At 70.5% G+C, this 23341-nt stretch carries 22 protein-coding genes; 8 read left to right on the top strand and 14 right to left on the bottom strand.

The window, feature by feature from the left end; genetic code table 11:
• Nucleotides 1-32: 32 nt before the first annotated feature.
• From ACQPYZ_RS16210 to ACQPYZ_RS16175, 8 genes are all read right to left on the bottom strand, one after another.
• On the bottom strand, nucleotides 33-419 hold the full coding sequence (locus tag ACQPYZ_RS16210) for a hypothetical protein (RefSeq protein ID WP_433168981.1): 387 nt from the start codon (nucleotides 417-419) through the stop codon (nucleotides 33-35).
• The gene (locus ACQPYZ_RS16205; RefSeq protein WP_433168979.1) at nucleotides 416-1138 is read right to left on the bottom strand and encodes an SDR family oxidoreductase; all 723 of its coding nucleotides are present in this window, start codon (nucleotides 1136-1138) and stop codon (nucleotides 416-418) included. Before ACQPYZ_RS16205 ends, ACQPYZ_RS16210 begins: the two co-directional genes overlap by 4 nt.
• A gap of 19 nt (nucleotides 1139-1157) precedes the next feature.
• Nucleotides 1158-2063, bottom strand: a complete 906-nt coding sequence (locus ACQPYZ_RS16200) for an RNA polymerase sigma-70 factor (RefSeq protein ID WP_433168978.1) — start codon at nucleotides 2061-2063, stop codon at nucleotides 1158-1160.
• A 5-nt stretch (nucleotides 2064-2068) separates the two neighbouring features.
• On the bottom strand, nucleotides 2069-2647 hold the full coding sequence (locus tag ACQPYZ_RS16195) for a DinB family protein (protein ID WP_433168976.1): 579 nt from the start codon (nucleotides 2645-2647) through the stop codon (nucleotides 2069-2071).
• A 22-nt stretch (nucleotides 2648-2669) separates the two neighbouring features.
• The gene (locus ACQPYZ_RS16190; RefSeq protein WP_433168974.1) at nucleotides 2670-4130 is read right to left on the bottom strand and encodes a cobyric acid synthase; all 1461 of its coding nucleotides are present in this window, start codon (nucleotides 4128-4130) and stop codon (nucleotides 2670-2672) included.
• A 9-nt stretch (nucleotides 4131-4139) separates the two neighbouring features.
• A complete protein-coding gene (locus ACQPYZ_RS16185; protein ID WP_433168972.1) occupies nucleotides 4140-5729 on the bottom strand; it encodes an MFS transporter in 1590 nt (529 codons plus the stop codon).
• A gap of 92 nt (nucleotides 5730-5821) precedes the next feature.
• Nucleotides 5822-6349, bottom strand: coding sequence for a YbaK/EbsC family protein (locus ACQPYZ_RS16180; RefSeq protein WP_433168970.1), 528 nt, complete (start codon nucleotides 6347-6349; stop codon nucleotides 5822-5824).
• Nucleotides 6346-6645, bottom strand: a complete 300-nt coding sequence (locus ACQPYZ_RS16175; protein ID WP_433168968.1) for a GNAT family N-acetyltransferase — start codon at nucleotides 6643-6645, stop codon at nucleotides 6346-6348. Before ACQPYZ_RS16175 ends, ACQPYZ_RS16180 begins: the two co-directional genes overlap by 4 nt.
• Nucleotides 6646-6858: 213 nt before the next feature.
• On the opposite strand from ACQPYZ_RS16175, the gene ACQPYZ_RS16170 reads away from it, so the two are divergent.
• The gene (locus ACQPYZ_RS16170; protein ID WP_433169701.1) at nucleotides 6859-7683 is read left to right on the top strand and encodes a helix-turn-helix domain-containing protein; all 825 of its coding nucleotides are present in this window, start codon (nucleotides 6859-6861) and stop codon (nucleotides 7681-7683) included.
• A 9-nt stretch (nucleotides 7684-7692) separates the two neighbouring features.
• On the opposite strand, the gene ACQPYZ_RS16165 is transcribed toward ACQPYZ_RS16170, so the two are convergent.
• Together ACQPYZ_RS16165 and ACQPYZ_RS16160 are read right to left on the bottom strand one after the other, a co-directional pair.
• A complete protein-coding gene (locus ACQPYZ_RS16165) occupies nucleotides 7693-8124 on the bottom strand; it encodes an organic hydroperoxide resistance protein (RefSeq protein ID WP_433168966.1) in 432 nt (143 codons plus the stop codon).
• Nucleotides 8125-8140: 16 nt separating this feature from the next.
• Nucleotides 8141-9094 carry a quinone oxidoreductase family protein gene (locus ACQPYZ_RS16160; protein ID WP_433168964.1) on the bottom strand — a complete coding sequence of 318 codons (954 nt, stop codon included), beginning with the start codon at nucleotides 9092-9094 and terminating at the stop codon, nucleotides 8141-8143.
• A gap of 50 nt (nucleotides 9095-9144) precedes the next feature.
• Here ACQPYZ_RS16160 and ACQPYZ_RS16155 point away from each other — a divergent pair, with 50 nt between their 5' ends.
• On the top strand, nucleotides 9145-9795 hold the full coding sequence (locus ACQPYZ_RS16155) for a TetR/AcrR family transcriptional regulator (protein WP_433168962.1): 651 nt from the start codon (nucleotides 9145-9147) through the stop codon (nucleotides 9793-9795).
• On the opposite strand, the gene ACQPYZ_RS16150 is transcribed toward ACQPYZ_RS16155, so the two are convergent.
• From ACQPYZ_RS16150 to ACQPYZ_RS16135, 4 genes are all read right to left on the bottom strand, one after another.
• Nucleotides 9779-10525, bottom strand: coding sequence for a sulfite exporter TauE/SafE family protein (locus ACQPYZ_RS16150; RefSeq protein ID WP_433168960.1), 747 nt, complete (start codon nucleotides 10523-10525; stop codon nucleotides 9779-9781). The genes ACQPYZ_RS16155 and ACQPYZ_RS16150 overlap by 17 nt on opposite strands.
• A gap of 131 nt (nucleotides 10526-10656) precedes the next feature.
• Entirely contained in the window at nucleotides 10657-11865 is a 1209-nt protein-coding gene (locus ACQPYZ_RS16145; protein WP_433168958.1) for an SPFH domain-containing protein, read from the bottom strand.
• A 942-nt stretch (nucleotides 11866-12807) separates the two neighbouring features.
• A complete protein-coding gene (locus ACQPYZ_RS16140) occupies nucleotides 12808-13362 on the bottom strand; it encodes an NfeD family protein (RefSeq protein WP_433168957.1) in 555 nt (184 codons plus the stop codon).
• A gap of 636 nt (nucleotides 13363-13998) precedes the next feature.
• Nucleotides 13999-14781, bottom strand: coding sequence for an ABC transporter ATP-binding protein (locus tag ACQPYZ_RS16135; protein WP_433168955.1), 783 nt, complete (start codon nucleotides 14779-14781; stop codon nucleotides 13999-14001).
• A gap of 100 nt (nucleotides 14782-14881) precedes the next feature.
• On the opposite strand from ACQPYZ_RS16135, the gene ACQPYZ_RS16130 reads away from it, so the two are divergent.
• The 6 genes from ACQPYZ_RS16130 (at nucleotide 14882) to cphA (ending at nucleotide 23270) form a co-directional block, all read left to right on the top strand.
• Nucleotides 14882-15616: a hypothetical protein gene (locus tag ACQPYZ_RS16130; protein WP_433168953.1), complete on the top strand. Its 735-nt coding sequence runs from the start codon at nucleotides 14882-14884 to the stop codon at nucleotides 15614-15616.
• A gap of 110 nt (nucleotides 15617-15726) precedes the next feature.
• Entirely contained in the window at nucleotides 15727-16944 is a 1218-nt protein-coding gene (gene serB, locus ACQPYZ_RS16125; RefSeq protein ID WP_433168951.1) for a phosphoserine phosphatase SerB, read from the top strand.
• Between the two features lie 35 nt (nucleotides 16945-16979).
• Nucleotides 16980-17873, top strand: a complete 894-nt coding sequence (locus ACQPYZ_RS16120; protein ID WP_433168949.1) for a GNAT family N-acetyltransferase — start codon at nucleotides 16980-16982, stop codon at nucleotides 17871-17873.
• Nucleotides 17874-17954: 81 nt separating this feature from the next.
• The gene (locus tag ACQPYZ_RS16115; RefSeq protein WP_433168947.1) at nucleotides 17955-19343 is read left to right on the top strand and encodes a carbohydrate-binding protein; all 1389 of its coding nucleotides are present in this window, start codon (nucleotides 17955-17957) and stop codon (nucleotides 19341-19343) included.
• 43 nt (nucleotides 19344-19386) lie between these two features.
• Nucleotides 19387-20463, top strand: coding sequence for a cyanophycinase (locus tag ACQPYZ_RS16110; RefSeq protein WP_433168945.1), 1077 nt, complete (start codon nucleotides 19387-19389; stop codon nucleotides 20461-20463).
• Nucleotides 20460-23270, top strand: coding sequence for a cyanophycin synthetase (cphA, locus tag ACQPYZ_RS16105; RefSeq protein ID WP_433168943.1), 2811 nt, complete (start codon nucleotides 20460-20462; stop codon nucleotides 23268-23270). The genes ACQPYZ_RS16110 and cphA overlap by 4 nt, the downstream gene beginning before the upstream one ends.
• The last annotated feature ends 71 nt before the right edge of the window (nucleotides 23271-23341 follow it).

Here is a 23341-nt window from a genome sequence, read left to right as displayed (position 1 = left end):
CCGCTATTGTGACAGCGCCACTGTCACAGTCGTCAAGTCATTCTGCGCGCGCCGATCAACGCGGTCAGCGGCAGCAGCACGCTGAGCGCGGTGATGGCGACCAGCACGGCCGACCAGCCGGGCGAGTGGCTCTCGAGATGCCCGATGTGGAAGGCGAAGTGCGTCACGGCGAAGGCCAGGTAGGCCGCCAGCGCCACCTTGGTCAGCAGCCGGTCGAAGCTGATCGCGGCCGCGCCGAGCACGATGGCCATCCCGAGCTTCATGCCGCCGAGGTCGCGGAACAGGTGCTCGCTGTACGGCGGCGTCCAGTCCACCGTCGGCATCTCGTAGAACGACGCCGGCAGGAACGCCATCCACAGGCCCAGCACCAGCTCGAACGCCGTGAACAGCACCAGGACCGACCGGACGTAGAGGTTCACTCCTTGCCGCCGAGGTAGTCGTCGAAGGTGACCGTGCCGTACGGCCGACCGGCGACATTGGCGTGGCCGTCCACGAAGGCCCGGAACATCTTGCCCGGGACGCTGACCGGCAGGACCGGCCGCCGCGATCCCCGCGCCGCCTTCCAGGCCCGGGCGAGCTCCGGCACCGGCCGGACCTCCGGCCCACCGATGTCCGCCGCCCGGCCGATGACCGGGTCCCCGACCAGCTCGGTCAGGCGGGTGGCCACGTCGGAGACGGCGATCGGCTGCAGCGCGGCGGCCGGCGCGAAGATGGCCGGCGTCTTCAGGCTGAAGACCCGGTCCAGCAGGTTGTGGAACTGCGTCGCCCGCTGAATCGTGTACGACGACCGGGACTCGATCAGCCGCTCGGCGGCCAGCTTGTGCCGGTAGTAGGCCAGCGGGATCCGGTCGATGCCGGCGATCGACATGTACAGCACGTGCGTCGTCGCTGGCGCGGCGTCGAGCAGGTTGCGGGTCTGCTGGATGTCCTTCTTCCCCTGCGCGGTGGCCAGGTGGACGATCATGTCGACGCCGTCGGTGGCCGCGCGGAGGCCGCTACCGGTGGTCAGGTCTCCGGTGACCAGGCCTGGTCCGGTCCGGCGGCTGAGCACCCGGACGGTGTGTCCGGCGGCGCGCAAGTGGTCGACGGTGGGCCGGCCGAGAGACCCGGTGCCGCCCGTCACGAGAAGGGTTGTCATGGTTGGTGTCCTTTCGGTTTCACCAAGAACGATCCGGCAGCCCTTCGATTCGTGACAGTTGCGCGGCGGCGAACGCCAGTTTGTCCGGGTTCATCACGAACCGGAGGTCGGTGATGCCGTCGTCGCCGAAGTCGACGAAGCAGACCGCCTCGACGCCTCGGGGGCTGACGGCAAGGAACGTCGGCTGCCCGTTCGCCTCGCCGAACCGCACTTCGAGCCCCTCGCCGTACTTCTGCAGGGCACCGACCAGGTAGCGGGCAACCCGCTCCCGGCCGGTGAGGGCGTTCCGCGCCGCGAACACCTTGCCGCCGCCGTCGGCCCGCGACACCACGTCCTCGGCGAGCAGCGCCTCCAACTCGGCGAGCTCGCCCTGCTGGGCGGCCGCGATGAACCGCTCGACCAGCCGGCGCCACTCCGCCCGGTCGACCCGGCGCTCGCGCCGCGGCTCGGCCGCCACCCGCTTCGACGCCCGGGAGACGAGTTGGCGGGCGTTGGCCTCGGAGGTGCCGATGAGTTCGGCGACCTCGCCGTAGCTGTAAGCGAAAGCTTCGCGCAGCACGTACGCCGCCCGCTCGGCCGGGCCGAGCCGTTCGAGCACGACCAGCAACGCCATCGACACCGAGTCGCGCTCCTCGACCACGTCCAGCGGACCGAGCTCCTCGAAGCGCCCACCGGTGAGCACCGGCTCGGGCAACCACTCCCCCACGTACGTCTCCCGGCGTACCCGGGCCGAGGTGAGCTGCTTGATCGACAGGTTGGTGACGATCTTCGCCAGGTAGGCGTCGGGGTCCTTCACCGTGTCCTGGTCGACGTCCTGCCAGCGCAGCCAAGCCTCCTGGACGATCTCCTCGGCGTCGGCCGCCGTGCCCATCATCCGGTAGGCGATCCCGAACAACCGTCCACGCAGGCGCTCGAAGTCATCCACGGTCCCTAGTGTTCCGTACGGAATGTTTCGGCCGCCCGCTGGATCTTGGTGTAGTACTCGGTCCAGCCGGCCTCGTCCAGCATGTCCGCGTCCGCGCCGCCCTGGCCGTCGATCAGCTCGCGGACGAGGTCGGCGTGGCCCGCGTGGTGCGCGGTCTCGTCGACGACCCGGACCAGCAGCGCCCCGAACGTCGTCCTGCGCTTGTCCTCGGCCCAGTGCGGGACCTCCGCCGGTGTGTCCAGCGGGAGCTCGGTGATGCTGCGGTCGCTGTGCGCGCACGCCGCCCGGTAGAGATCGGTGAGGTACGCCGTGCTCTCGGACGGGAGCGCCCACATGTCGGCGCCCTCCCAGACCGAGCCGTCCTCCTCCCACGGCAGCGGCTTCTCCGGCGGGCGGCCGACGCTCGTCCCGAGGTAGACGTACTCGATCCCGACCACGTGCTTGACCAGGCCGAGCAGGTTCGTCCCGGACGGCACGAGCGGCCGGCGCCGGTCGTACTCGGACAGGCCGTCCAGCTTCGCCAGCAGCAGCGCGCGGGTCGCCTGGAGGTACTTCTGCAGCTCAAGCGCCAGTGGCTCCGTCATGGTCAGGACACTAACCCGGCCCTCAGACAGTTTTCGGCGCACCCGGTGGGACGAACGGCCGCTCCGTCGGACCGTCCTCGATCAGTCGCATCAACGCCGCCGTGTCCACATGCTCGTCGATGGCGTCAGCGAGTCGGTCGAGCCGGGCTTCGCGGAGGGCCGCGAACGAGACCGTCCCGTCCGGTGCCGGCTTGCCGGTCAGCCCGGCGACCTCGGTCAGGAACGCGTGCCGGGCCGCGTCGTCGTCGAGCAGGCCGTGCCAGATCGTCCCCCACGTGTTCCCGGCCCGGCACCCCCCGGGAAAGTCCGCGGCGTCCCCGGTGACGCTCACCACGCCGTGGTGGATCTCGTACGCCGTCGGCGCCGGCCGGGCCAGCACCTTCGCGGCCCCGAACACAGTTGCGACCGGCAACAAGTCCAGGCCGGTGTGCTCGCCACCGCCTTCGACCCCGTCGGGGTCCGAGATCGCGCCGCCGAGCAGCTGATAGCCACCACAGATCCCGAGGACCGGCCGGCCCGCCGCGACCCGGGCGGCCACAGCCTCGGCCAGGCCGTGCTCCCGCAACCACCGCAGGTCGGCCACGGTCGCCCGCGATCCCGGGAGGACGACGAGGTCGGCGTCCCGCACCTCGGCCGGACTCGTGGTGAAGAACACGCTGTTCGTCGGCTCGACCGCGAGCGCGTCCAGGTCGGTGAAGTTGCTGATCCGCGGGAAGCGCACGACGGCGATCGTCAGCAGGTCCGCCGACGACGTCCGGCGTACTGGGATGTCGAGCGCGTCCTCGGAGTCGAGCCACAATTCCGGCAGCCACGGGAGTACGCCGTACGTCGGCCGGCCGGTCGCGGTCGTCAGCATGTCGATCCCCGGCCGCAGCAACGACAGGTCACCGCGGAACTTGTTCACCAGGAACCCGCTAAGGAGCTTCTGGTCCGCGGCGTCCAGCAACGCGACCGTGCCGAACATCGACGCGAACACCCCACCACGATCGATGTCGCCGACCACGACCACCGGCGACCGCGTGTGCTGTGCGAGACCCATGTTCACGTAGTCGGACTGCCGCAGGTTGATCTCGGTCGGACTGCCCGCGCCCTCGCTGATCACCACGTCGTACCGCGACGCCAGCTCGTCGTACGCCGCGAAGGCCGCCTTCGCCAGCTCGGCGCGCTCGGTCAGGAAGCCGCGCGCGGTGAGCTCACCCCACGGCTCGCCCATCAGCACGACGTGGCTGCGGTGATCGCTGCCCGGCTTGAGCAACACCGGGTTCATCGCGGCCTCCGGCTCGGCGCCGGCGGCGACCGCCTGGATCCATTGCGCACGGCCGATCTCGGCGCCGTCCGCGCAGACCATCGAGTTGTTCGACATGTTCTGCGCCTTGTACGGCGCCACCCGCACGCCCTGCCGCGCCAACCACCGGCACAACCCCGTCACCACGGTCGTCTTCCCCGCGTCGGACGTCGTACCGGCGATCAGCAGCGAACCCACGGGGTGATCCTATGGTTCGTCGTACGGCTCCCGCCCGGTGCCTTGCTCGGACTCGGGCTTGACCGGCGTGATCCGGCGGCCCTGGGCGTCGGTGCTCGGCAGCCGCGGCCGGGCACCCTGGAACCTGGTCGAGCCACCCTCGCGGGCCGACAGCGGCTTGGCGATGTTCTCGAGCGACTGCTGCTCCGCGTCCACCCCGAAGAACCAGGCGATCAGACCGCCGATCAGCATCACGCCCGCACCGATGATGTATCCCACGGTCAGCGGACCGCGCGCCGGGTTGTCCCCCTCACCGATCAGCGAGGCGAACAGGAACGGCGCCACCACGCCACCGGTGAGCTGCGAGATCGCGAAGAAGAACGAGATCGCCTGCCCGCGCAGCTCGATCGGGAAGATCTCGCTCACCGTCAGGTACGCCGACGACGCGCCGGCCGAGGCGAAGAAGAACACCACGCACCACAGCACGGTCAGCGTCATCGCGTTCAGCGTCCCGGCGTTGAACAGCAACGCGGTGACGAACAGCACGACGGCCGAGGTCGAGTACGTCAGCAGGATCATCTTGCGCCGGCCGACGGTGTCGAAGAAGTGGCCGAGCAGCAGCGGACCGGCCAGGTTGCCGATCGCGAACGGGAAGAAGTAGAGCGCGATGCTCGAGTCGTTCAGGCCGAAGTACGCCTTCAGCACGAGCGCGTAGGTGAAGAAGATCGCGTTGTAGAGGAAGGCCTGGGTGACCATCATCGAGAACCCGAGGAACGACCGGCTGCGGTAGTCGCGCAGCATCACCCGGGCGATCTCGCGGTACGTCACCGGCGGGTAGTCGATCACGTTGATCGCCTCGTCGTCGCCGACCTCGCGCAGCTCGCCGCCCTGCCGGCGGACGGACGCCTCGATGTCGTCGACGGTCCGTTCGGCCTGTTCGACCTGGCCGTGCGTCATCAGCCAGCGCGGACTCTCCGGGATGTGCCGGCGCAGGTAGATGATCACCAGCCCCATCACCGGGCCGATCAGGAAGCACAGCCGCCAGCCCCACTCGATCGGGACCAGGTTCTCGTTCAGGAAGACCAGACCGACCGCGGAGCCGATCAGCGCACCGGCCCAGTAGGTGCCGTTGATGCCGATGTCCACCCGGCCGCGGAACCGCGACGGGATCAGCTCGTCGATGGCCGAGTTGATCGCGGCGTACTCACCGCCGATCCCCATGCCGGCGATGAACCGGCAGACCGCGATCGACCAGAAGTCCCAGGCCAGGCCGGCCGCACCGGAGGCCATCAGGTAGACCAGCAGCGTGATGATGAACAGCTTGCGGCGGCCCCACTTGTCGGTCAGCCGGCCGAACCAGAGCGCACCGACGACCTCACCGGCCAGGTAGATCGAGGCCAGCAGGCCCACCTCGGCCGTCGTCAGACCCAGCGTCTCGGTCTCCTTGAGGACGTTCCCGACCAGCGAGACCAGCTGGATCTCGAGCCCGTCCAGGATCCAGGAGACGCCGAGACCGACGACGATCATCCAGTGGAACCGAGTCCACGGCAGCCGGTCCATCCGGGCCGGCACGAGACTCGGGATCGCTCTGCCTTCTTCCAGTGCGTGCTCGCTGCTCATCCGTGCTCCTCCCGCGGCCCGCGTGACGAACGGTGTGCCGGGCGTGGCACACCATCCGGGCTGGTACCCCAGGAGTGACGAATCGCAAACAGTCAGCTAGCGAGCGACAGCACCTCGGCGGTGGGGAGCTTGGCCAGGTCGGCGCCGTCGACGAGCAGCTTGGACGCGCGGACACCGCTGCCGATCACCACCGGCCCGGCGGTCGCGACCGCCTCGTCGACCAGGACCGGCCAGTCCGCCGGCAGTCCGATCGGCGTGATCCCGCCGTACTCCATCCTCGTCGAGCTGACCGCGTCGTCCTGGGCCGCGAACGAGATCTTCCGGACGCCGAGGTGCTTGCGGATCACCCCGTTGACGTCGGCGCGGTGGGTGGCGAGCACCATCACCGCGGCGTACGTCGACTCACCCGCGCGCTTGCCGTGGACGATCACACAGTTGGCCGAGGCGGCCATCGGTACGTCGTACTCCGCGCAGAACGCGGCCGTGTCCGCGAGACCGGGGTCGATCGGCGCGGCGTACCCGGCGATCGAGCCGAGGCCGTCGCGGACCGGCTCGGCCAGCAACTCCGGCACCTCGGCCGCCGGCCGCCACTCGAGCTTGCCCAGAACCGGCCCGGTCACTCGCCGTTCCGCTTCACCAGGTCGGCGTACTCGGTGTGCTCGGCGAGGAAGTCCTGGTAGTACGGGCAGGCGGGCTTGACCCGCAGCCCGGCGTCCCGGGCGTCCTCCAGCGACTTGGTCGCGATCCGGCCGGCCACCCCTTGGCCGCGGAACTCGGGCAGCGTCTCCGCGTGCAGGAAGGCGATCACGTCGGGGTACAGCTTGTAGTCGACGAAGCCCATCAGGTTGCCCTCGGAGTCGACCGCCTCGTACCGGCTGCGCTCCTTCGCGTCCACCACGCTGATCTCTTTCTCCATGTCTGCCACTCTAGCCACCCCGGCGTGTCGGCGTACCTGGGGGAAGTTGTGGGTCGCTCACCGCCTGTTGCCGTGGACAGGCGGTAGCATCGCGGGCTGAAATGGGTGAGTGGACGGGCACGGGCTGCCCCTGGATTCCCCGGGCAGGGCGAGGGCGTGGGTGAGGACGTGACGGTGGCGGGTGGAGACGGCGGGCCGACCGCGCTCCGGATCATGCTCGGCGGACAGCTGCGGCGGATGCGGGAGCAGGCCGGGATCAGCCGCGCCGACGCCGGCTGGCAGATCCGCGCCTCCGAGTCCAAGGTCAGCCGGATGGAGCTCGGCCGGGTCGGGTTCAAGGAACGCGACGTCGGCGACCTGCTCGAGCTCTACGGGCTGAAGGACGAGCAGGAGCGCTTCCGGTTGATGGAGCTGGCCCGGGCGGCGAACAACCCGGGCTGGTGGTCGCGGTACGGCGACGTGATGCCGACCTGGTTCACCAACTACGTCGGCCTGGAGGTCGCGGCCACGCTGATCCGGACGTACGAGGTGATGTTCGTCCCCGGCCTGCTGCAGACCGAGGACTACGCCCGCGCCGTCGTCCAGCTCGGCAAGGCGTACCTGCCGTCGGAGGAGATCGAGCAGCGGGTCGCGCTCCGGGTGACCCGGCAGCAGATCCTCACCCGGCCGAACCCGGCCCGCCTGTGGGTGGTGATCGACGAGTCCGTGCTGCACCGCCCGGTCGGCGGCGAGGAGATCATGCGGGCCCAGATCGAGCACCTGATGAAGTGGTCCCAGCAGCCGAACATCACCCTGCAGGTGATGCCGTTCAGCAGCGTCGGCTACCCCGGTGCGGGTGGCGCGTTCAGCCTGCTGCGGTTCCCCGAGGGTGACCTGCCGGACATCGTCTACATCGAGCACGCGGCCAGCGCGCTGTACCTCGACAAGCTCGAGGAGGTCGACGAGTACGTCGCGATCATGGAAGCGCTGACCATCGCGGCCGCGCCGGTGTCGCAGACCGAGAACCTGCTGAAGGAAGCGCTGACCCGGATGGACTGAAGCCCGGGGTCAGACGACCTTGAGGTCGACCTTGAGGTTGCCGCGGGTGGCGTTCGAGTACGGGCAGACCTCGTGCGCCTTCGCAACCAACTCCTCCGCGACCGCGAGGTCGACCCCCGGCAGGCTGACCTCGAGCACGACTTCCAGCCCGTAGCCGGCGCCGCCGTTGATCGGCCCGATGCCGACCTCGGCGGTCACCGTCGAGCCGTCGGCGTCCTGCCGGGCCTTGCGCGCGACCAGCTTGAGCGCGCTGTGGAAGCAGGCCGCGTACCCGGCCGCGAACAGCTGCTCCGGGTTGGTTCCCCGGCCGTTGCCGCCCATCTCGACCGGCGGCGCGACGACCACGTCGAGCTTGCCGTCGCTGCTGGCGACCTTGCCGTCCCGGCCGCCCTGGGCGGTGGCCTTGGCGGTGTACAAAACCTTCTCTACTGCGATGGTCACAGGATCTCCTGGAGTTTCAGCGGGTGGGGTCGAGGAGGAGCTTGCCGACGGTCCGGCGCGCTCGGAGGTCTTCGTGTGCAGTGGCCGCATCCGACAGCGGATAGTCGCCGCCGACGATCGGGCGCAACTTGCCGCTCGCGGTCAGGTCGAACAGCTCGGCCAGCGGGTCGCCCAGCAGGGCCGGCTCACGGAAGCAGTCGGCCAGCCAGAAGCCGGCGATTGTCTTGGAGCCCTTCATCAACCGGCTCGCGTCGATCGGCGCGGCCGCCTGCCGGGACGCAGCCCCGAACGTGACCAGCCGGCCGAACCGCGCGAGCGCCGCGAAGGACTCGTCGAACGTCGGCCCGCCGACCATCTCCAGCACGATGTCGACCGGCTTGCCGCCGTTCGCCTCGAGAACGCGGTCCTTCAGGCCGTCCGGCGTACCGTCGATCGCGGCGTCCGCGCCGAGGTCGAGGACCTGCTTGCGCTTCTCGTCGCTCGACGCGGTGGCGATCACGCGACCCGCGCCCCACAGCTTCGCGAGCTGTACGGCGAGCGAGCCGACACCACCCGCACCGGCGTGCACGAGCACGGACTCGCCGGGTTGCAGGTGCGTCGAGGTCTTCAGCAGGTGCCAGGCCGTCGTCCCCTGCAGCACCAAGGCGAGCGCCTGGCCGTCGGAGACACCGTCCGGCACATCCCAGACGTACGGCGCGTGCGCGACCGCCTTCTCCGCATAGCCGCCGGAGCCGACCAGCGCGACCACCCGGCGACCGTCGCCGGTCCGGCCGACGACCTCACCGCCCGGGATCGCCGGGAGCACGGTCTTGGAGAGGTACGAGTTCTCCACCTGGTGGGTGTCCGCGTAGTTGATGCCGGCCCGATCGACCGTGATCAGGACCTGGCCGTCGCCGGCGGCCGGCTCCGGGACGTCGCTGACCTTGAGGACCTCGGGCCCGCCGAACTCGGTGATCTGAATGGCTCGCATACACCGTACTATACACTGTACGTTATGGTCGTCGACGGGAGGTGCGTCACATGGCGAGGACACCGCGCAACACACTCAGCTCCGAGCTGATCGTGCGGACGGCCCTGGAGTTGATGGAGTCCAGGGGCACCGACGGCTTCAGCCTGCGCGGGGTGGCCGCGGAGCTCGGGGTCGGCCCGATGGCGCTCTACACGTACTTCCGCAACAAGAACGACCTGTACGACGCCGTCCGCGACCACCTGATGGGGCTGCTTCCCGCCGTACCCGCGGATGTCCCGTGGCCCGACCAGGTGCGGGCGGTCTGCCGGAGCCTGCGGCTGTTGATGCTGCAGCATCCTTGCCTTGCGCAACTACTAGCCGGCCGGCCGTTGAGCGGCCACGAGACCGCCCGGGTCGCCGAAGGCCTGCTCGGCGTACTGCGGACCGCAGGGTTCGAGCCGGAGGTCGCGGCGCGGACGCACACGACCCTGTTCACCTACGTGCTCGGGGCAACGTCCTGGGAGATCCAGATGGCCGCCGAGCGCCGCGATCCGGAGGCGTGGCGGCGGCTGCGGACGACGATGGAGTCACTGTCCGCGCGGGAGTTCCCGACCGTGGTCGAGCTGGCGCCGGAGCTGGCCCGGACGACCGGCGGCGACGAGCAGTTCGACTACGGGCTCGAGCTGTTGCTGGCCGGGCTGCAGGTCAGAACACCATCGTGACGATGGCGACGACGCCGATGCAGACGATCAGCGCGCGCAGCGCGACCGGTGGGAGCTTCCGGCCGTAGCGGGCGCCGAGGAAGCCGCCCACGGTCGAGCCGACAGCGATCAGGCCGGCCGCCAGCCAGTCGACCTCGGCGACGATGATGAACAGCACGGCCGCGACCGAGTTCACGACGGTCGCGAGCACGTTCTTCAGGCCGTTCATCCGCTGCAGGTCCGGATCCAGGCCGAGGCCGAGGATCGCCATCAGCAGGACGCCTTGCGCGGCACCGAAGTACCCGCCGTAGATGCCGGTGGCAAAGACCGCCGGGATCACCCACCAGGCACCGCGGTGCGTGTGCTCGGGGACGCTGATCCAGTTCTTCAGCCACGGTTGCAACGCGACCAGCAGACAACCGAGCAGGATCAGCACCGGGACCACGGCGTGGAACGCGGAGTCGGGCAGGGTCAGCAGCAGCACGGCCCCGACGATGCCGCCGATCAGCGAGGCCGGGATCAACCGGATCATCCGGCCGCGCTGGCCCTCGAGCTCACGCCGGTAGCCGATCGCTCCGGCCGCCGTACCTGGCGCGAGACCGACGCTGTTGCTCACGTTCGCCAGCACCGGCGGGATGCCCACCGCCAGCAGCGCGGGGAAGGTCAGCAACGTACCCGACCCCACCACGGCGTTGATCGTGCCCGCGCCTACCCCCGCCACCAGGACGAACAGCGCCTCGAACCATGTCATCGCTGCCAGACTCTACGCACCTGACCGGGCGATGCGCGCGTCGGTCCGTCGGTTGAGCAGGCCGATCAACAGCAAGCCGCCCCGGGGGTGTGCCCGGGGCGGCTTTCGTTCTGCTTACTCCTGCTCGGGCGTCAGCGCTCGAGCGGCGGCTCGGGCGACGGCGGGACCGGGGGCTCCGGCGACTGTCCCGGAGTTTGGCCCTGAGTCTGGTCGGGGGTCTGGCCCGGAGTGCTCTGGCCGAGCGACGGCGGTGCCTGCTGCTGGCTGCGGCTGCTGACGGCCGCGTTCTGCGCGGCGGCGATCGCCTCGGCGACCGCGTTGTCGGCCTCGGCCACGGCCGCGTCCGGCGTCGTCTCGGACCCGCTGTCGATCGCCGGGACCTCGCCGTTGGCGAGCTCCGGCGCCTGCCACTGGCCCTCGGCCTTCTGCGGGATGCCGGCCACCTGGCCGACCGCGCTGCCGAGACCCTTGAGCGCGTCGCCGATCTCACTCGGCACGATCCACAGCTTGTTCGCGTCGCCCTGGGCGATCGACGGCAGCATCTGCAGGTACTGGTACGCGAGCAGCCCCTGGTCCGGCTTGCCGGCGTGGATCGCGTTGAACACCGTGGTGATGGCCTGCGCCTCACCCTGCGCCTTCAGGATCCGGGCCTCCCGCTCGGCCTGCGCCCGAAGGATCCGGGACTCCTTGTCACCTTGCGCGGTGAGGATCGCGGACTGCTTCTGACCCTCGGCCGAGAGCACAGCGGACTGCCGCATACCCTCGGCGGTCAGGATCGCCGCACGCTTGTCGCGGTCGGCGCGCATCTGCTTCTCCATCGAGTCCTGGATCGACGGCGGCGGGTCGATCGAGCGCAGCTCGACCCGGTTGACCCGGATGCCCCACTTGCCGGTCGCCTCGTCCAGCACGTACCGGAGCTTCTCGTTGATCTCCTCACGCGAGGTCAGCGTCTGCTCCAGGTCCATGCCACCGATGATGTTCCGCAGCGTCGTCATGGTCAGCTGCTCGATCGCCTGGATGTAGTTGGAGATCTCGTACGTCGCCCGGACCGGGTCGTTCACCTGGAAGTAGATGACGGAGTCGATCGACACCATCAGGTTGTCCTCGGTGATGACACCTTGCGGCGGGAACGCGACCACCTGCTCGCGCATGTCGATGGTGTAGCGGACCTTGTCGACGAACGGGGTCAACAGGTTCAGCCCGGGCTGCAACCCGGTCTTGAACTTGCCGAACCGCTCGACGATCCCGACGGTCTGCTGCTGCACCACCCGGACGGACTTGACCAACGTGACGATCACCAGCAAGGCGACCACTGCCAGCACTACCAGGAACGCGGTCACTGGACCCTCCACTCGACAGAACCCTCAGGACGGACAGTCTTTCCTATCGACGGTCCACTCCGCGCCCCGGTTCCCCGGCGCGTCGCACCCGATCACGCAGGCCGTCAGCCGTCCCCTACCGTCGACCCTACTGCCCTCCCCCACCCACTCAACCCCACCAACCCCCACGCCAACCGCCCAACAAACCACCCACCCGCCCACCCCAACGAACCCATTCGCGCCAACCAGGCCACCGGACCGGGCCCGCCGACGACGGCGCCGCACCAAAGCGCACCGACTAGGGCAACGGCTCAGGCGCGCCGGCCTGGGCGACCCAAGCATGCCGACCGGGGCAACAGTCGTGCGTGCGACGGGCGACATACCGAAGTACGCCGCCCAGGGCAACGGATCGCCCGCACCGTCCAGGGCGACGGATCGGGCGCGCCAGCCGGGTCCGACAGGTGAACGAGCCGAGCGAGAGGACGTACCGAAGCGCGCTGACCAGTGCGACCCGAGCATGCCTACCGGGGCGGCGGACCGAGTGTGCTGACCGAGGCAACCGACCAAGCATGCCGACCGGAGCAACGGATCTGGCGCACCGACCGTGGCAACAGGACGAGCACGCCGACGGGGGCGACGTACCAAGGCGAGCTGACGGGCGACCTAGCCATGCCGGCCGGGGCAACGGTCGAGCGTGCGACGGGGCGACGTACCGAAGCGAGCCGGCCAGGGCAACGGATCGTTGGGCCGACTGGATCCGGCGGGTCGAGCGGGCCGACCGAGGCGACGAACGGAACCGCGCCGATGGGAGTGACGGATCGGGCGTGCCGACTGCGACTACCTATGCATGCCTACCGGGACGGCGAGTCAAGCCGGCGGGGCGACGTACCGGAGCATGCCGGGGGGGCGACGTACCGCAGCGTGCCGGTCATGGCGACGAGCCGGGGTGTGGCCGGTCCCGGGTCAGGGCTGTGGGGGGTCGGTGGGGTTTGGGTCTTGGCCGGTCGGCTGTGGGTCGGGGTCCGGGCGCGTGGGTTGCGGGTTGGGTAGCTGATGGAGCGGGTCGCCGACCGGGTAGACGACGGCCGTGGCGCCGTCGATCGACATGATCTCCACCCGCGTTCCCGGTGCGATCGTCGACACCTCGTCGAACGGTCGTGCCGTCCACAGGTCGCCGCCGATGCGGATCGAGCCGCCGCCGTCCGGGTGGATCTCCTTCACCACCGTGCCGGTCCGGCCGATCACGTGCGCCGAGCCGGTCTTCAGCTCACCGCCGTGGTGGAACTTGCGGGCCAGCAACGGCCGGATCGCCACCAGCATGGCCGCGGCGGTGATCAGCCCGACCACGATCTGCAGCCAGAGCAGCCCCGGGAAGAACGCCGCGACGCCGGCCGCCGTGAGCGCACCGGCCGCCAGCATCAACAGGGTGAAGTCGAGGGAAGCCAGTTCGGCCAGACCGAGGACGGCGGCCACCGTCAGCCACCCCGCCCAGATGTTGTCCCGCAGCCAATCCATCATCTGCCAAGCCTATCCACGTTCCGGTCCCCAAGCAGGTCCACAACCATCCGACGCGCCTCCCCCACCCCCCGCTCCCACCCATTTCGCTGGTTGACCCGCCAAGTTGTGGGTTATCCACCCTGAACCACGGTGGATAACCCACAACCCGATGGGTTAACCACCGAAACGACCAGGGGTCGGCAGGGCTGGGCGCGTCGCGGGAGGCGTGAGGTGAGGCCGGCGCGGGAGAGGCCGGGAGCGCGGGAAGGGCGGGCGTTGTGGGACGCGCAGATAGAGCGGAAGCGCAGGTACGGCGGGATGCGCGGACGGGGCGGGGACCGCGGGTACGGCGGGACGCACGGGTGCGGCGGGACCGGGGGGTGGGACGGGAGGCGTGCGGCGAGGCCGGCTCGGTCGGAGGGGGCACCGGGAGGTGCGGGAAGCGTGGGCGTCGCGGGGAGCGCGGGAGCGCAGGAAGGCCGGGAGCGCAGGAAGCCCGGGAGCGCAGGAAGCCCGGATGGCGGGAACCGCGGGTCGAGCGGGAACCGCGGATGGGCCGGCACGCGCATTGCGGCGGGAGGCGTGGGTGGGGCGGGAGGCGGGTCCCGCGGGAGGCGTTGGTGGGGCGGGAGGCGCGGGGGGTGGGCGGTGGCGGGGCTAGAGGGCTCGGGCTGTGTAGCGGGAGTCTTCTTGTTTTAGGGAGAGGGCCAGGTCGAAGGTTTCGCTGAGGGTTTCGGAGGTGAGGGCCTCGTCCATCGGGCCGGCGGCGATGATGCGGCCTTGTTTGAGGAGGAGGGCGTGGGTGAAGCCGGGCGGGATCTCCTCGACGTGGTGGGTGACGAGGACCATCGCCGGCGCGCCGACCGCGGTCGCGATCGAGCTGAGCGACCGGACCAGCTGCTCGCGCCCGGTCAGGTCGAGGCCGGCAGCGGGCTCGTCCATCAGCATCAGCTCGGGGTCGGTCATCAGCGCGCGGGCGATCTGCACGCGCTTGCGCTCGCCCTCGGACAACGTGCCGAACGTCCGATCCCCCAGATGACCGATGCCGAGCTCGGTCAGCAACTCCTTGGCCCGCTGGTGGTCCAGCTCGTCGTACTCCTCCCGCCAACGCCCGAGTACGGCGTAAGACGCCGAGACCACCACGTCCGAGACCCGCTCGCCGCGGGGCAACCGGTCCGCCAAGGCCGCACTGGTCAGTCCGATCCGCGGCCGCAGCTCGAACACGTCGATCGCGCCGAGCACCTCGCCGAGGAGCCCGGCGACGCCGGACGTCGGGTGGAGCTGGGCCGCGAGGATCTGCAGGAGGGTCGTCTTGCCGGCGCCGTTCGGGCCGATCACCACCCAGCGGTCGGCCTCGTCGACGGTCCAGTCGATCCCGTCGAGCAGCCGCGCCCCACCCCGAACGATCGACACCCCGGCCAGCTCCACCACTGCAGTCATGTGCCAAAACCTACGGGGTCGCTCCCCCGGCCTCACGCGCACCCCGCGGGTACGCCGGTGGTGTCGGCGAGCCGGTCTGGGTGGTGGGAGACTGGCGGGCGTGTTGACGACCTCTGCCTCCGTTCGGTTCACCGTGTGGACGAACGCGATGCTGACCGGTGCCTGTGATCCGGACACGGCTGCGCACAAGATCCTCGGGGACGACGTCGGCCACCACGTCGCGGGGCTGGCCGCGCATCCCGAGCCGGCGACGCTGCCGGTCGCGCTCAACCTGTTGCGCGCGACCGGGACGACCGAGGCGCATCTCGCGCTGCCGATCCCGGGCGACCCGATCGGGCTGGCCGGTCCGCCGACGTTCAACGAGGCCGCGCTCGAGTCCGGTGAGGCCGTGGTCCTGACGGGTGCGGGGATCGGCCTCGTTCCGGCGTACGTCGGTCCGGCCGTGCAGTGGACCGCGATGACGGCCGCGAGTCCGATGCCGGCCGACTTCGGCGAGGCCGACCGTGGACTGCGGATGGCGTTGATCGAGGCGGCCGAGTCGCTGGCTGCGCTCGACGTCGCGCGGTGGAAGCCGGAGATCGCGGACGCGCTGATCGACATCCGCAAGATCGGCAGCGGACGCGACGACGACCTTGCCCCCGGCTACCAACCGCGGGCGGTCAAGGCGGCGGCCACCGCGCGCCGGTGCCTGGCCATCGCCGACGCGGCCCTCGAGGACGACGGCGCGGCGGTCACCGGGGCCGAGGCCGACGCGCGCCGCCGTACCCTCCTCGATCTGGACGCCGCGGCCCGCCGGGCGCTGGTCGCCGCCTGCGCACCGCCGGTGCACGCCTGAGGTCGCCGCCTGCGCACCGCCGGTGCACGCCTGAGGTCGCTGGTCGTTCACGCCTGGGATGTGGGCCGGACGGCTGCCGTTCCGGGGATTTCGGTAGCGTTCGGGGTGCCATGAGTGGACTGGACGAGCTCGAGATGCCGTCGGCCGATCGGCCGACCGTGCTGGTGACGTTGACCGGGACGGATCGCCCGGGGCTGACCTCTGCGGTGCTGTCGACGCTCGCGACCCGCGGGCTCGAGGTGATCGACGCCGAGCAGGTCGTGCTCCGGGGCCGGCTGATCCTCGGCGTACTGCTGTCCGCGCCGCGCGACCACAAGTCCCTCAAGGAAGAACTGAAGGCGCTCGAGCCCGTCCTCGACGTGGACATCTCGGTGAAGAAGGGCATCGGCGACAACGAGCCCCGGCGCAAGGGCCGCAGCCAGGTGACCGTGATCGGACACCCGCTGTCCGCCGCCGGCCTGGCCGCGATCGCCGGCCGGATCGCCGACACCGGTGCGAACATCGACCGGATCAGCCGGATGGCGCGCTACCCCGTCACCGCGATGGAGATCGCCGTCTCCGGCGCCGATCCCGAGGCGCTGCGGACCGTGCTCGCGCTGGAGGGCGTCCGGCAGAAGCTGGACGTCGCGGTCCAGGCGGGCGGGTTGTACCGGCGGGCCAAGCGGCTGATCGTGATGGACGTCGACTCGACGCTGATCCAGGGCGAGGTCATCGAGATGCTCGCCGGCCATGCCGGGCGGCTCGAGGAAGTTGCCAGGGTCACCGAACAGGCGATGCGCGGCGAGCTCGAGTTCGCCGAGTCCCTGCACCACCGGGTCGCGCAGCTCGAAGGCCTGCCCGAGTCCGCGCTGGACGACGTGTACCAGGCGATCCAGCTGGCGCCGGGTGCGCGCACGCTGGTGCGCACGCTCAAGCGGCTCGGCTACCAGTTCGCGATCGTCAGCGGCGGCTTCAGCCAGATCACCGACAAGCTCGCCGCGGACCTCGGCATCGACTACGCCGCCGCGAACCAGCTGGAGATCGTCGACGGCAAGCTCACCGGCCGGGTGGTCGGCGACATCGTCGACCGGGCCGGCAAGGCGGTCGCGCTGCGCCGGTTCGCGGAGAAGTCCGGTACGCCGTTGTCGCAGACGGTCGCGATCGGCGACGGCGCCAACGACCTCGACATGCTCGCGGCGGCCGGCCTCGGGGTTGCGTTCAACGCCAAACCGGTCGTCCGGGAGGCGGCCGACACCCACCTGAGCGTGCCGTACCTCGACACGATCCTGTACCTGCTCGGCATCAGCCGCGAGGAGGTCGAGGCCGCGGACGCGGACAACCCGGCCTGACCGGCATGCCCCCCTGGGTGCGCGATGATCGCCCCATGCTCCCGGAAGGTTTCACGTCCCGCCCCGCGACGCACGACGACCCACCCGCGATCCACCGGCTGATGGCGGCCGCCGAGACCGAGTGGCACGGCCGCGCCGAAGTCGTCCCGGACGCGATCGAGGCGGACCTCCGGCGCCCGGAGTTGCACCTCGACCGCGACACCCTCGTCGTGTACGCCGCGAACGGCGACCTCGCGGGATGGGCGTGGATCCACCTCGGCAAACGCGCCCAGGTCGACGTCCACCCGGCGTACCGGGGACGCGGGCTCGGGACGGCGCTGCTCGACTGGGTCGAGGCGCGGTCGCGCGCGGAGGGCAGTGAGTGGACCGCGCAGGCGGTCGACGACGCCGACGACGCGGGGACCGAGCTATTGCGGTCGCGCGGCTACGAGGTACTCGCGACCAACTGGCTCCTCGAACGCCCGATCACCGCTCCCGGGCCGCGAAACCTCCCGGCCGGCCTCACGCTCACGCCGTACACCGACCAGGCGGCGCACGACGTCCACGAGCTGATCGAGGACGCGTTCGCCGAGTTCCAGCCGCGGCGGAAGTCGTACGACGAATGGGCCCGGCTGAGCGTGGAGCGACCGAGTTTCCGCCCGGATGCGTCCCCGCTGGCGTACGCCGGGGACGAACTCGTCGGCGCCGTGATCGCGCTCGACCTGCCCGAGAGCGACGAGGGATACGTCGAACAACTCGCGGTCCGGGCCGACCACCGGGGCAAGGGCATCGCCCGGGCGATGCTGGAGGAGACCTGCGCGGTGTTCCACGGACTCGGGCGGCGGGACTGCATCCTCTGGACGCACTCCGGCACCGGTGCGCTCGGGATGTACGAACGCCTCGGCATGCGGGTGCGGCGCAGTACGACGGTCTACCGCTCGACCTCCTGATCCGGGATCCGGACTGTGACGAGCTGTTGACACGCCGCCATGAGAGCGCTCACATTGACCTACCAATCCCTGGAGGTCGCTATGCGTTCCCGCCCCTTGATCGCCGCATTGCTCGCCCCACTCCTCGTCACCGGCGTGCTGGCCGGCACCGTCAGCGGTGCCCGGTCCAACGTCGCCGAGGCGAGTGTCCCGCCGCCTGGTGACGGTTGGACCGCCGTCTGGAGTGACGACTTCGACGGACCCGGCGGCACCCTGCCGTCAGCCGCCAACTGGATCATCGACACCGGCCACGGCTATCCCGGCGGCCCCGGGAACTGGGGCACCGGCGAGATCCAGAACTACACGAACAGCACGAACAACCTGGCCCTCGACGGCACCGGCAACCTGCGGATCACGCCCCGCCGGGACGCGGCCGGCAACTGGACGTCGGCCCGGATCGAGACCCAGCGCGCCGACTTCAAACCGCCGAGCGGCGGCGTGCTCGCGATCGAGAGCCGGCTCCAGATGCCGAACGTCACCGGCAACGCGGCCCTCGGCTACTGGCCGGCGTTCTGGGCGTTGGGCGCGCCGTACCGGGGCAACTACTGGAACTGGCCGGGCATCGGCGAGTTCGACATCATGGAGAACGTCAACGGGATCAACTCCGTGTGGGGCGTGCTGCACTGCGGCGTGAACCCCGGCGGCCCGTGCAACGAGACCAGCGGCCTCGGCGCCAGCCGCGTGTGCCCGGGCGCGTCCTGTCAGTCGGCGTTCCACACCTATCGGTTCGAGTGGGACACGAGCATCTCGCCGAACCAGTTGCGCTGGTACGTCGACGGGCAGCAGTACCACTCGGTCAGTCAGGGCCAACTGCCGGCCGACACGTGGACGGACATGACCTCGCACGCCGGCTACTTCATCCTGCTGAACGTCGCCATCGGCGGAGCATTCCCGGACGCGCTCAACGGACCGACGCCACGACCGGAGACGGTCCCCGGTCACCCGCTGATCGTCGACTACGTCGCGGTCACCAAGAAGGGCGGCGGCACCACTCCCCCGACGACGCCGCCTCCGGGTGGTGGCAGCGCCTACGGCACGATCCAGGCCGAGACCTCGACCCAGCGGGCGACCATCGGCGTAGAGAACACCACCGACACCGGCGGCGGGCAGAACCTGATGCAGATCGGCAACGGCGACTGGGCGCTCTACCGCGGCCTCGACTTCGGCAGCACGGCCGCGACCCAGTTCGTCGCCCGGGTCGCGTCCGGAGCCGCGGGCGGGGTCAGCGGCCTGGTCGAAGTACGCCTGGACAGTCGGTCGAACGCGCCGATCGGCAGCTTCGCGGTCGCCAACACCGGCGGCTGGCAGTCCTGGCGAACCGTCCCGGCCAACATCTCCCGGGTCACCGGCGTCCACGACGTCTACCTGACCTTCACCAGCGGCCAGCCGGCCGACTTCGTCAACGTCAACTGGTTCACCTTCGCCCGCTGACCGGATTACGGCCGGGGAGGGGGTGAGCACCTATCCTTCGGCTATGTCTGAACAGCAGGGTGGGGTGAGCAGTGGGCCGGGGGCCCTGTTCGCCATCGGTGGCGCCGAGGACAAGCTGAAGAAACGCACGGTGCTGCAGGAGTTCGTCGAGGCCGCCGGCGGGCCGAAGGCGCGGATCGTGGTCGTCCCGACCGCGTCCACGCTCGGCCCGGACGTCGTCGACGTCTACCACGCCCTGTTCGCCGCCCTCGGCGCCGCGAGTGTCGTCGGCGTCCGCCCGGAGACCCGGGAGGATGCCGATGACCCGGCGTTCCTCGAGCCGCTGGCCGACGCGACCGGGATCTTCATGACCGGCGGCAACCAGCTCAAGCTGGCCGGCGTCGTCACCGGGACGGCGTTCGGCCGCGCGGTCACCGCCGCCCACGCCCGCGGCGCCGCGGTCGGCGGTACGTCGGCCGGAGCGAGCATCCTGGCCGAGCACATGATCGCGTTCGGCCGCTCCGGCGCGACGCCGCGGCAGCGGATGAGCCAGCTGTCCGGCGGCCTCGGCCTGGTCCAGGGCGCGATCGTCGACCAGCACTTCGCCCAGCGGAACCGGTACGGCCGGCTGCTGTCGCTGGTCGCCCAGTCGCCCGGCCTGCTCGGCATCGGCGTCGACGAGGACACCGCGGCAGTCGTCCGCGGCAGTCACCTCGAGGTCGTCGGCCGCGGCGCGGTGACGATCTTCGACGGCAGCCGGATCACCTCGAACGCGCACTACGCCAAGCGGTCCGAGCCGATCCTCGCGTCCGGCGTCGTCCTGCACGTGCTGCCCGCGACCGCGACGTTCGACCTGCAGGCGCGGGTGCTGCTGTCCTACGGTCCGCAGCCGCCGGCCGAGGAGATCGCCGGGATCGAGGCCGCCGAGGCGGACCTGCGCAAACTGGCCAAGGAGATCGCCGCCGAGGGGGTGTCACCCAAGTACTACGCGGAGCGCAAGCGGCGGGCGGGCCGACGGACCTCGAAGAGACCGGCGGCCGCCGGTGAGTCCAGACCGGAGGCGACCGAGCCGATCACGGCCGGCGCCGAACTCGAGCACCCCGACCTGCCCGCACCGCAACCAGACAGTGGGACCGCATGACCGACACCCTCGACACCCACCCCACCCAGGGCGCCCCCAGCCCGGACCTGAAGATCATCGAGACCCGCGTGTACCGCGGGCCGAACGTGTGGAGCTACGACCCGGCCATCCACCTGGTCGTCGACCTCGGCTCGCTGGAGGACTTCCCGTCGAACACGATCCCCGGCTTCACCGAGCAACTGCTCGAGCTCCTGCCCCGGCTCGACCAGCACCACTGCTCGCGCGGCCGCCGGGGCGGCTTCATCGAGCGGCTGCACGAAGGGACCTGGCTGGGCCACATCGCCGAGCACGTCGCGCTGCAACTCCAGCAGGAGGCCGGCCACGACATGCGGCGCGGCAAGACCCGCCAGGTCAAGGGCATCCCGGGCCGCTACAACATCACCTACGCGTACGCCGACGAGTTCGTCGGACTGGCCGCCGGGGAGCTCGCCGTCCGGTTCGTCAACCACCTGGTGCAACCGGACCCGGGATTCGACTTCACCACCGAGCTGGAGAAGTACATCAAGCAGGCCGAGCGGACCGCGTTCGGCCCGTCCACCCAGGCGATCGTGGACGAGGCGGTGTCCCGCGACATCCCGTGGATCCGGCTGAACAAGGCCAGCCTGGTCCAGCTCGGCCAGGGCGTGCACGCGAAGCGGATCCGGGCCACGATGACGTCCGAGACCGGGTCGATCTCGGTCGACATCGCCAGCGACAAGGACCTGACCACGCGGCTGCTCGCCTCGGCCGGGCTGCCGGTGCCGCGGTCGGAGTCCGTGCGCACCGTCGAGGAAGCGGTCACGGTCGCGAACAAGCTCGGCTACCCGGTCGTGTGCAAACCGCTCGACGGCAACCACGGCCGCGGCGTCTGCCTGAACCTGCAGGACGCGGACGCCGTCCGCGAGGCGTTCCCGATCGCGGCCGAGCAGTCCCGGCGCGGGTGGGTGATCGTGGAGAACTTCGTCACCGGCAAGGACTACCGCTGTCTGATCATCAACGGCCGGATGGAGGCGATCGCCGAACGCGTGCCGGCGCACGTGGTCGGCGACGGCGTGCACACCGTCGCCGAGCTGGTCGACATCACCAACGCCGATCCGCGGCGCGGGGTCGGGCACGAGAAGATCCTGACCCGGATCACGATCAACAACGCCGCCCGGGAGCTCGTTCGCAGCCAGGGCTTCGAGCTGGACGACGTACCGCCCGAGGACACCATGGTCAAGCTCACGCTGACCGGGAACATGTCCACCGGCGGCATCTCGATCGACCGGACCTTCGAGGCGCACCCGGAGAACGTCGAGATCGCCGAGGAGGCGGCCCGGATGATCGGGCTCGACATCGCCGGTATCGACTTCATCTGCCCCGACATCACCCAGCCGGTGCGCGAGACCGGCGGCGCGATCTGCGAGGTGAACGCGGCGCCCGGGTTCCGGATGCACACCAACCCGACGATCGGCGAGCCGCAGTACATCGCCAAGCCGGTGGTCGACATGCTGTTCCCGCCGGGCGCGACCAGCCGGATCCCGATCGTCGCGGTGACCGGGACGAACGGCAAGACCACCACCGCCCGGATGATCAGCCACGTCTTCAAGGGCATCGGCCGCAAGGTCGGGATGACGTCCACCGACGGCATCGTGATCGACGAGCGGCTGGTCATCCGCGCGGACGCGTCCGGCCCGAAGTCGGCCCGGATGGTGCTGCAGAACCCGCGGGTCGACTTCGCCGTGTTCGAGGTCGCCCGCGGCGGGATCCTGCGCGAGGGCCTCGGCTACGAGCGCAACGACGTGGCCGTCGTCCTGAACATCCAGCCCGATCACCTGGGGCTGCGTGGAGTGGAGACGCTCGAGCAGTTGGCCGACGTGAAGGCCGTGCTGGTCGAGGCCGTGCCACGGACCGGGTACGCCGTACTGAACGCGGACGACCCGTTGGTGCGCAAGATGCGGCGGAAGTGTTCCGGCCAGGTGGTGTGGTTCAGCATGGCCGAGCCGGGCAGCGAGGTGCGCGAGTACATCGAGGGTCACTGCCGGCGGGGTGGCCGGGCCGTCGTGCTGGAGCGGTCGGACCTGGGTGACATGATCGTGGTCAAGCATGGCCGCCGGTCGATGCAGCTGGCCTGGACCCACTTGCTGCCGGCAACGTTCGGTGGGCGGGCGATGATGAACGTGCAGAACGCGATGGCGGCCGCCGCGGCCGCGTTCGCCGCCGGCGCGTCGCTGCACGACATCCGCCAGGGGCTGCGGACGTTCAGTACGTCGTACTACCTGTCCCCCGGCCGCCTGAACGAGATCGACGTCGACGGCCGGACCGTGATCGTCGACTACTGCCACAACGCGCCGGCGATGCGGATGCTCGGTGACTTCGTCGACCGGCTCGGCGAGAGCCTGAACGCGTCCTCGGAGCTCGGACGGCCGTCGCGGATCGGCGTGGTCGCGACCGCGGGCGACCGGCGCGACGACGATATCCGCGAGCTCGGCGAGGTCGCGGCCCAGCACTTCGACGTGGTCGTCGTCCGTGAGGACGCCCGGCTGCGCGGGCGCAAGCGCGGTGAGTCGGCGGCCCTGGTCGAGGCCGGCGTTCGGGCCGCGATGGAGAACGGCGCCCGCTGCCGCCAGGTCGACCTCGTGCTCGACGAGCTGGAGGCGATCCGGCACGCACTCGCCCGGTCGAACCCGGGCGACCTGGTCGTCCTGTGCGTCGACCAGCACCAGACCGTGCTCACCGAGCTCGAGTCCGTCTCACACCTCGCGCAGGCGGGCGCGCGTTCGGGTGACGAGGGCGGCGACCCGGACTTCGTCCAGCCCGACGAGGAAGCCGACACCCCGAGCGACTGACCGGACCCCAGCGCCATCACAACCTCCCGGTACCGGCACGGCCTCCGCTCAGCGCGGCGGCGATCGGATGG

This window comes from Kribbella sp. CA-247076, assembly GCF_050942445.1.
Lineage (GTDB): Bacteria > Actinomycetota > Actinomycetes > Propionibacteriales > Kribbellaceae > Kribbella.
This window is presented reverse-complemented; position numbering and strand designations above follow the sequence as displayed.

Excerpts from the sequence above, each read along its gene's own strand:
- ACQPYZ_RS16160 (WP_433168964.1), bottom strand. The coding sequence starts at position 9,094 with ATGCGAGCCATTCAGATCACCGAGTTCGGCGGGCCCGAGGTCCTCAAG.
- ACQPYZ_RS16155 (WP_433168962.1), top strand. The coding sequence starts at position 9,145 with ATGGCGAGGACACCGCGCAACACACTCAGCTCCGAGCTGATCGTGCGG.
- ACQPYZ_RS16115 (WP_433168947.1), top strand. The coding sequence starts at position 17,955 with ATGCGTTCCCGCCCCTTGATCGCCGCATTGCTCGCCCCACTCCTCGTC.
- ACQPYZ_RS16205 (WP_433168979.1), bottom strand. The coding sequence starts at position 1,138 with ATGACAACCCTTCTCGTGACGGGCGGCACCGGGTCTCTCGGCCGGCCC.
- ACQPYZ_RS16150 (WP_433168960.1), bottom strand. The coding sequence starts at position 10,525 with ATGACATGGTTCGAGGCGCTGTTCGTCCTGGTGGCGGGGGTAGGCGCG.
- ACQPYZ_RS16170 (WP_433169701.1), top strand. The coding sequence starts at position 6,859 with ATGCTCGGCGGACAGCTGCGGCGGATGCGGGAGCAGGCCGGGATCAGC.
- ACQPYZ_RS16110 (WP_433168945.1), top strand. The coding sequence starts at position 19,387 with ATGTCTGAACAGCAGGGTGGGGTGAGCAGTGGGCCGGGGGCCCTGTTC.
- cphA (WP_433168943.1), top strand. The coding sequence starts at position 20,460 with ATGACCGACACCCTCGACACCCACCCCACCCAGGGCGCCCCCAGCCCG.
- serB (WP_433168951.1), top strand. The coding sequence starts at position 15,727 with ATGAGTGGACTGGACGAGCTCGAGATGCCGTCGGCCGATCGGCCGACC.
- ACQPYZ_RS16175 (WP_433168968.1), bottom strand. The coding sequence starts at position 6,645 with ATGGAGAAAGAGATCAGCGTGGTGGACGCGAAGGAGCGCAGCCGGTAC.
- ACQPYZ_RS16135 (WP_433168955.1), bottom strand. The coding sequence starts at position 14,781 with ATGACTGCAGTGGTGGAGCTGGCCGGGGTGTCGATCGTTCGGGGTGGG.
- ACQPYZ_RS16195 (WP_433168976.1), bottom strand. The coding sequence starts at position 2,647 with ATGACGGAGCCACTGGCGCTTGAGCTGCAGAAGTACCTCCAGGCGACC.
- ACQPYZ_RS16120 (WP_433168949.1), top strand. The coding sequence starts at position 16,980 with ATGCTCCCGGAAGGTTTCACGTCCCGCCCCGCGACGCACGACGACCCA.
- ACQPYZ_RS16140 (WP_433168957.1), bottom strand. The coding sequence starts at position 13,362 with ATGATGGATTGGCTGCGGGACAACATCTGGGCGGGGTGGCTGACGGTG.
- ACQPYZ_RS16185 (WP_433168972.1), bottom strand. The coding sequence starts at position 5,729 with ATGAGCAGCGAGCACGCACTGGAAGAAGGCAGAGCGATCCCGAGTCTC.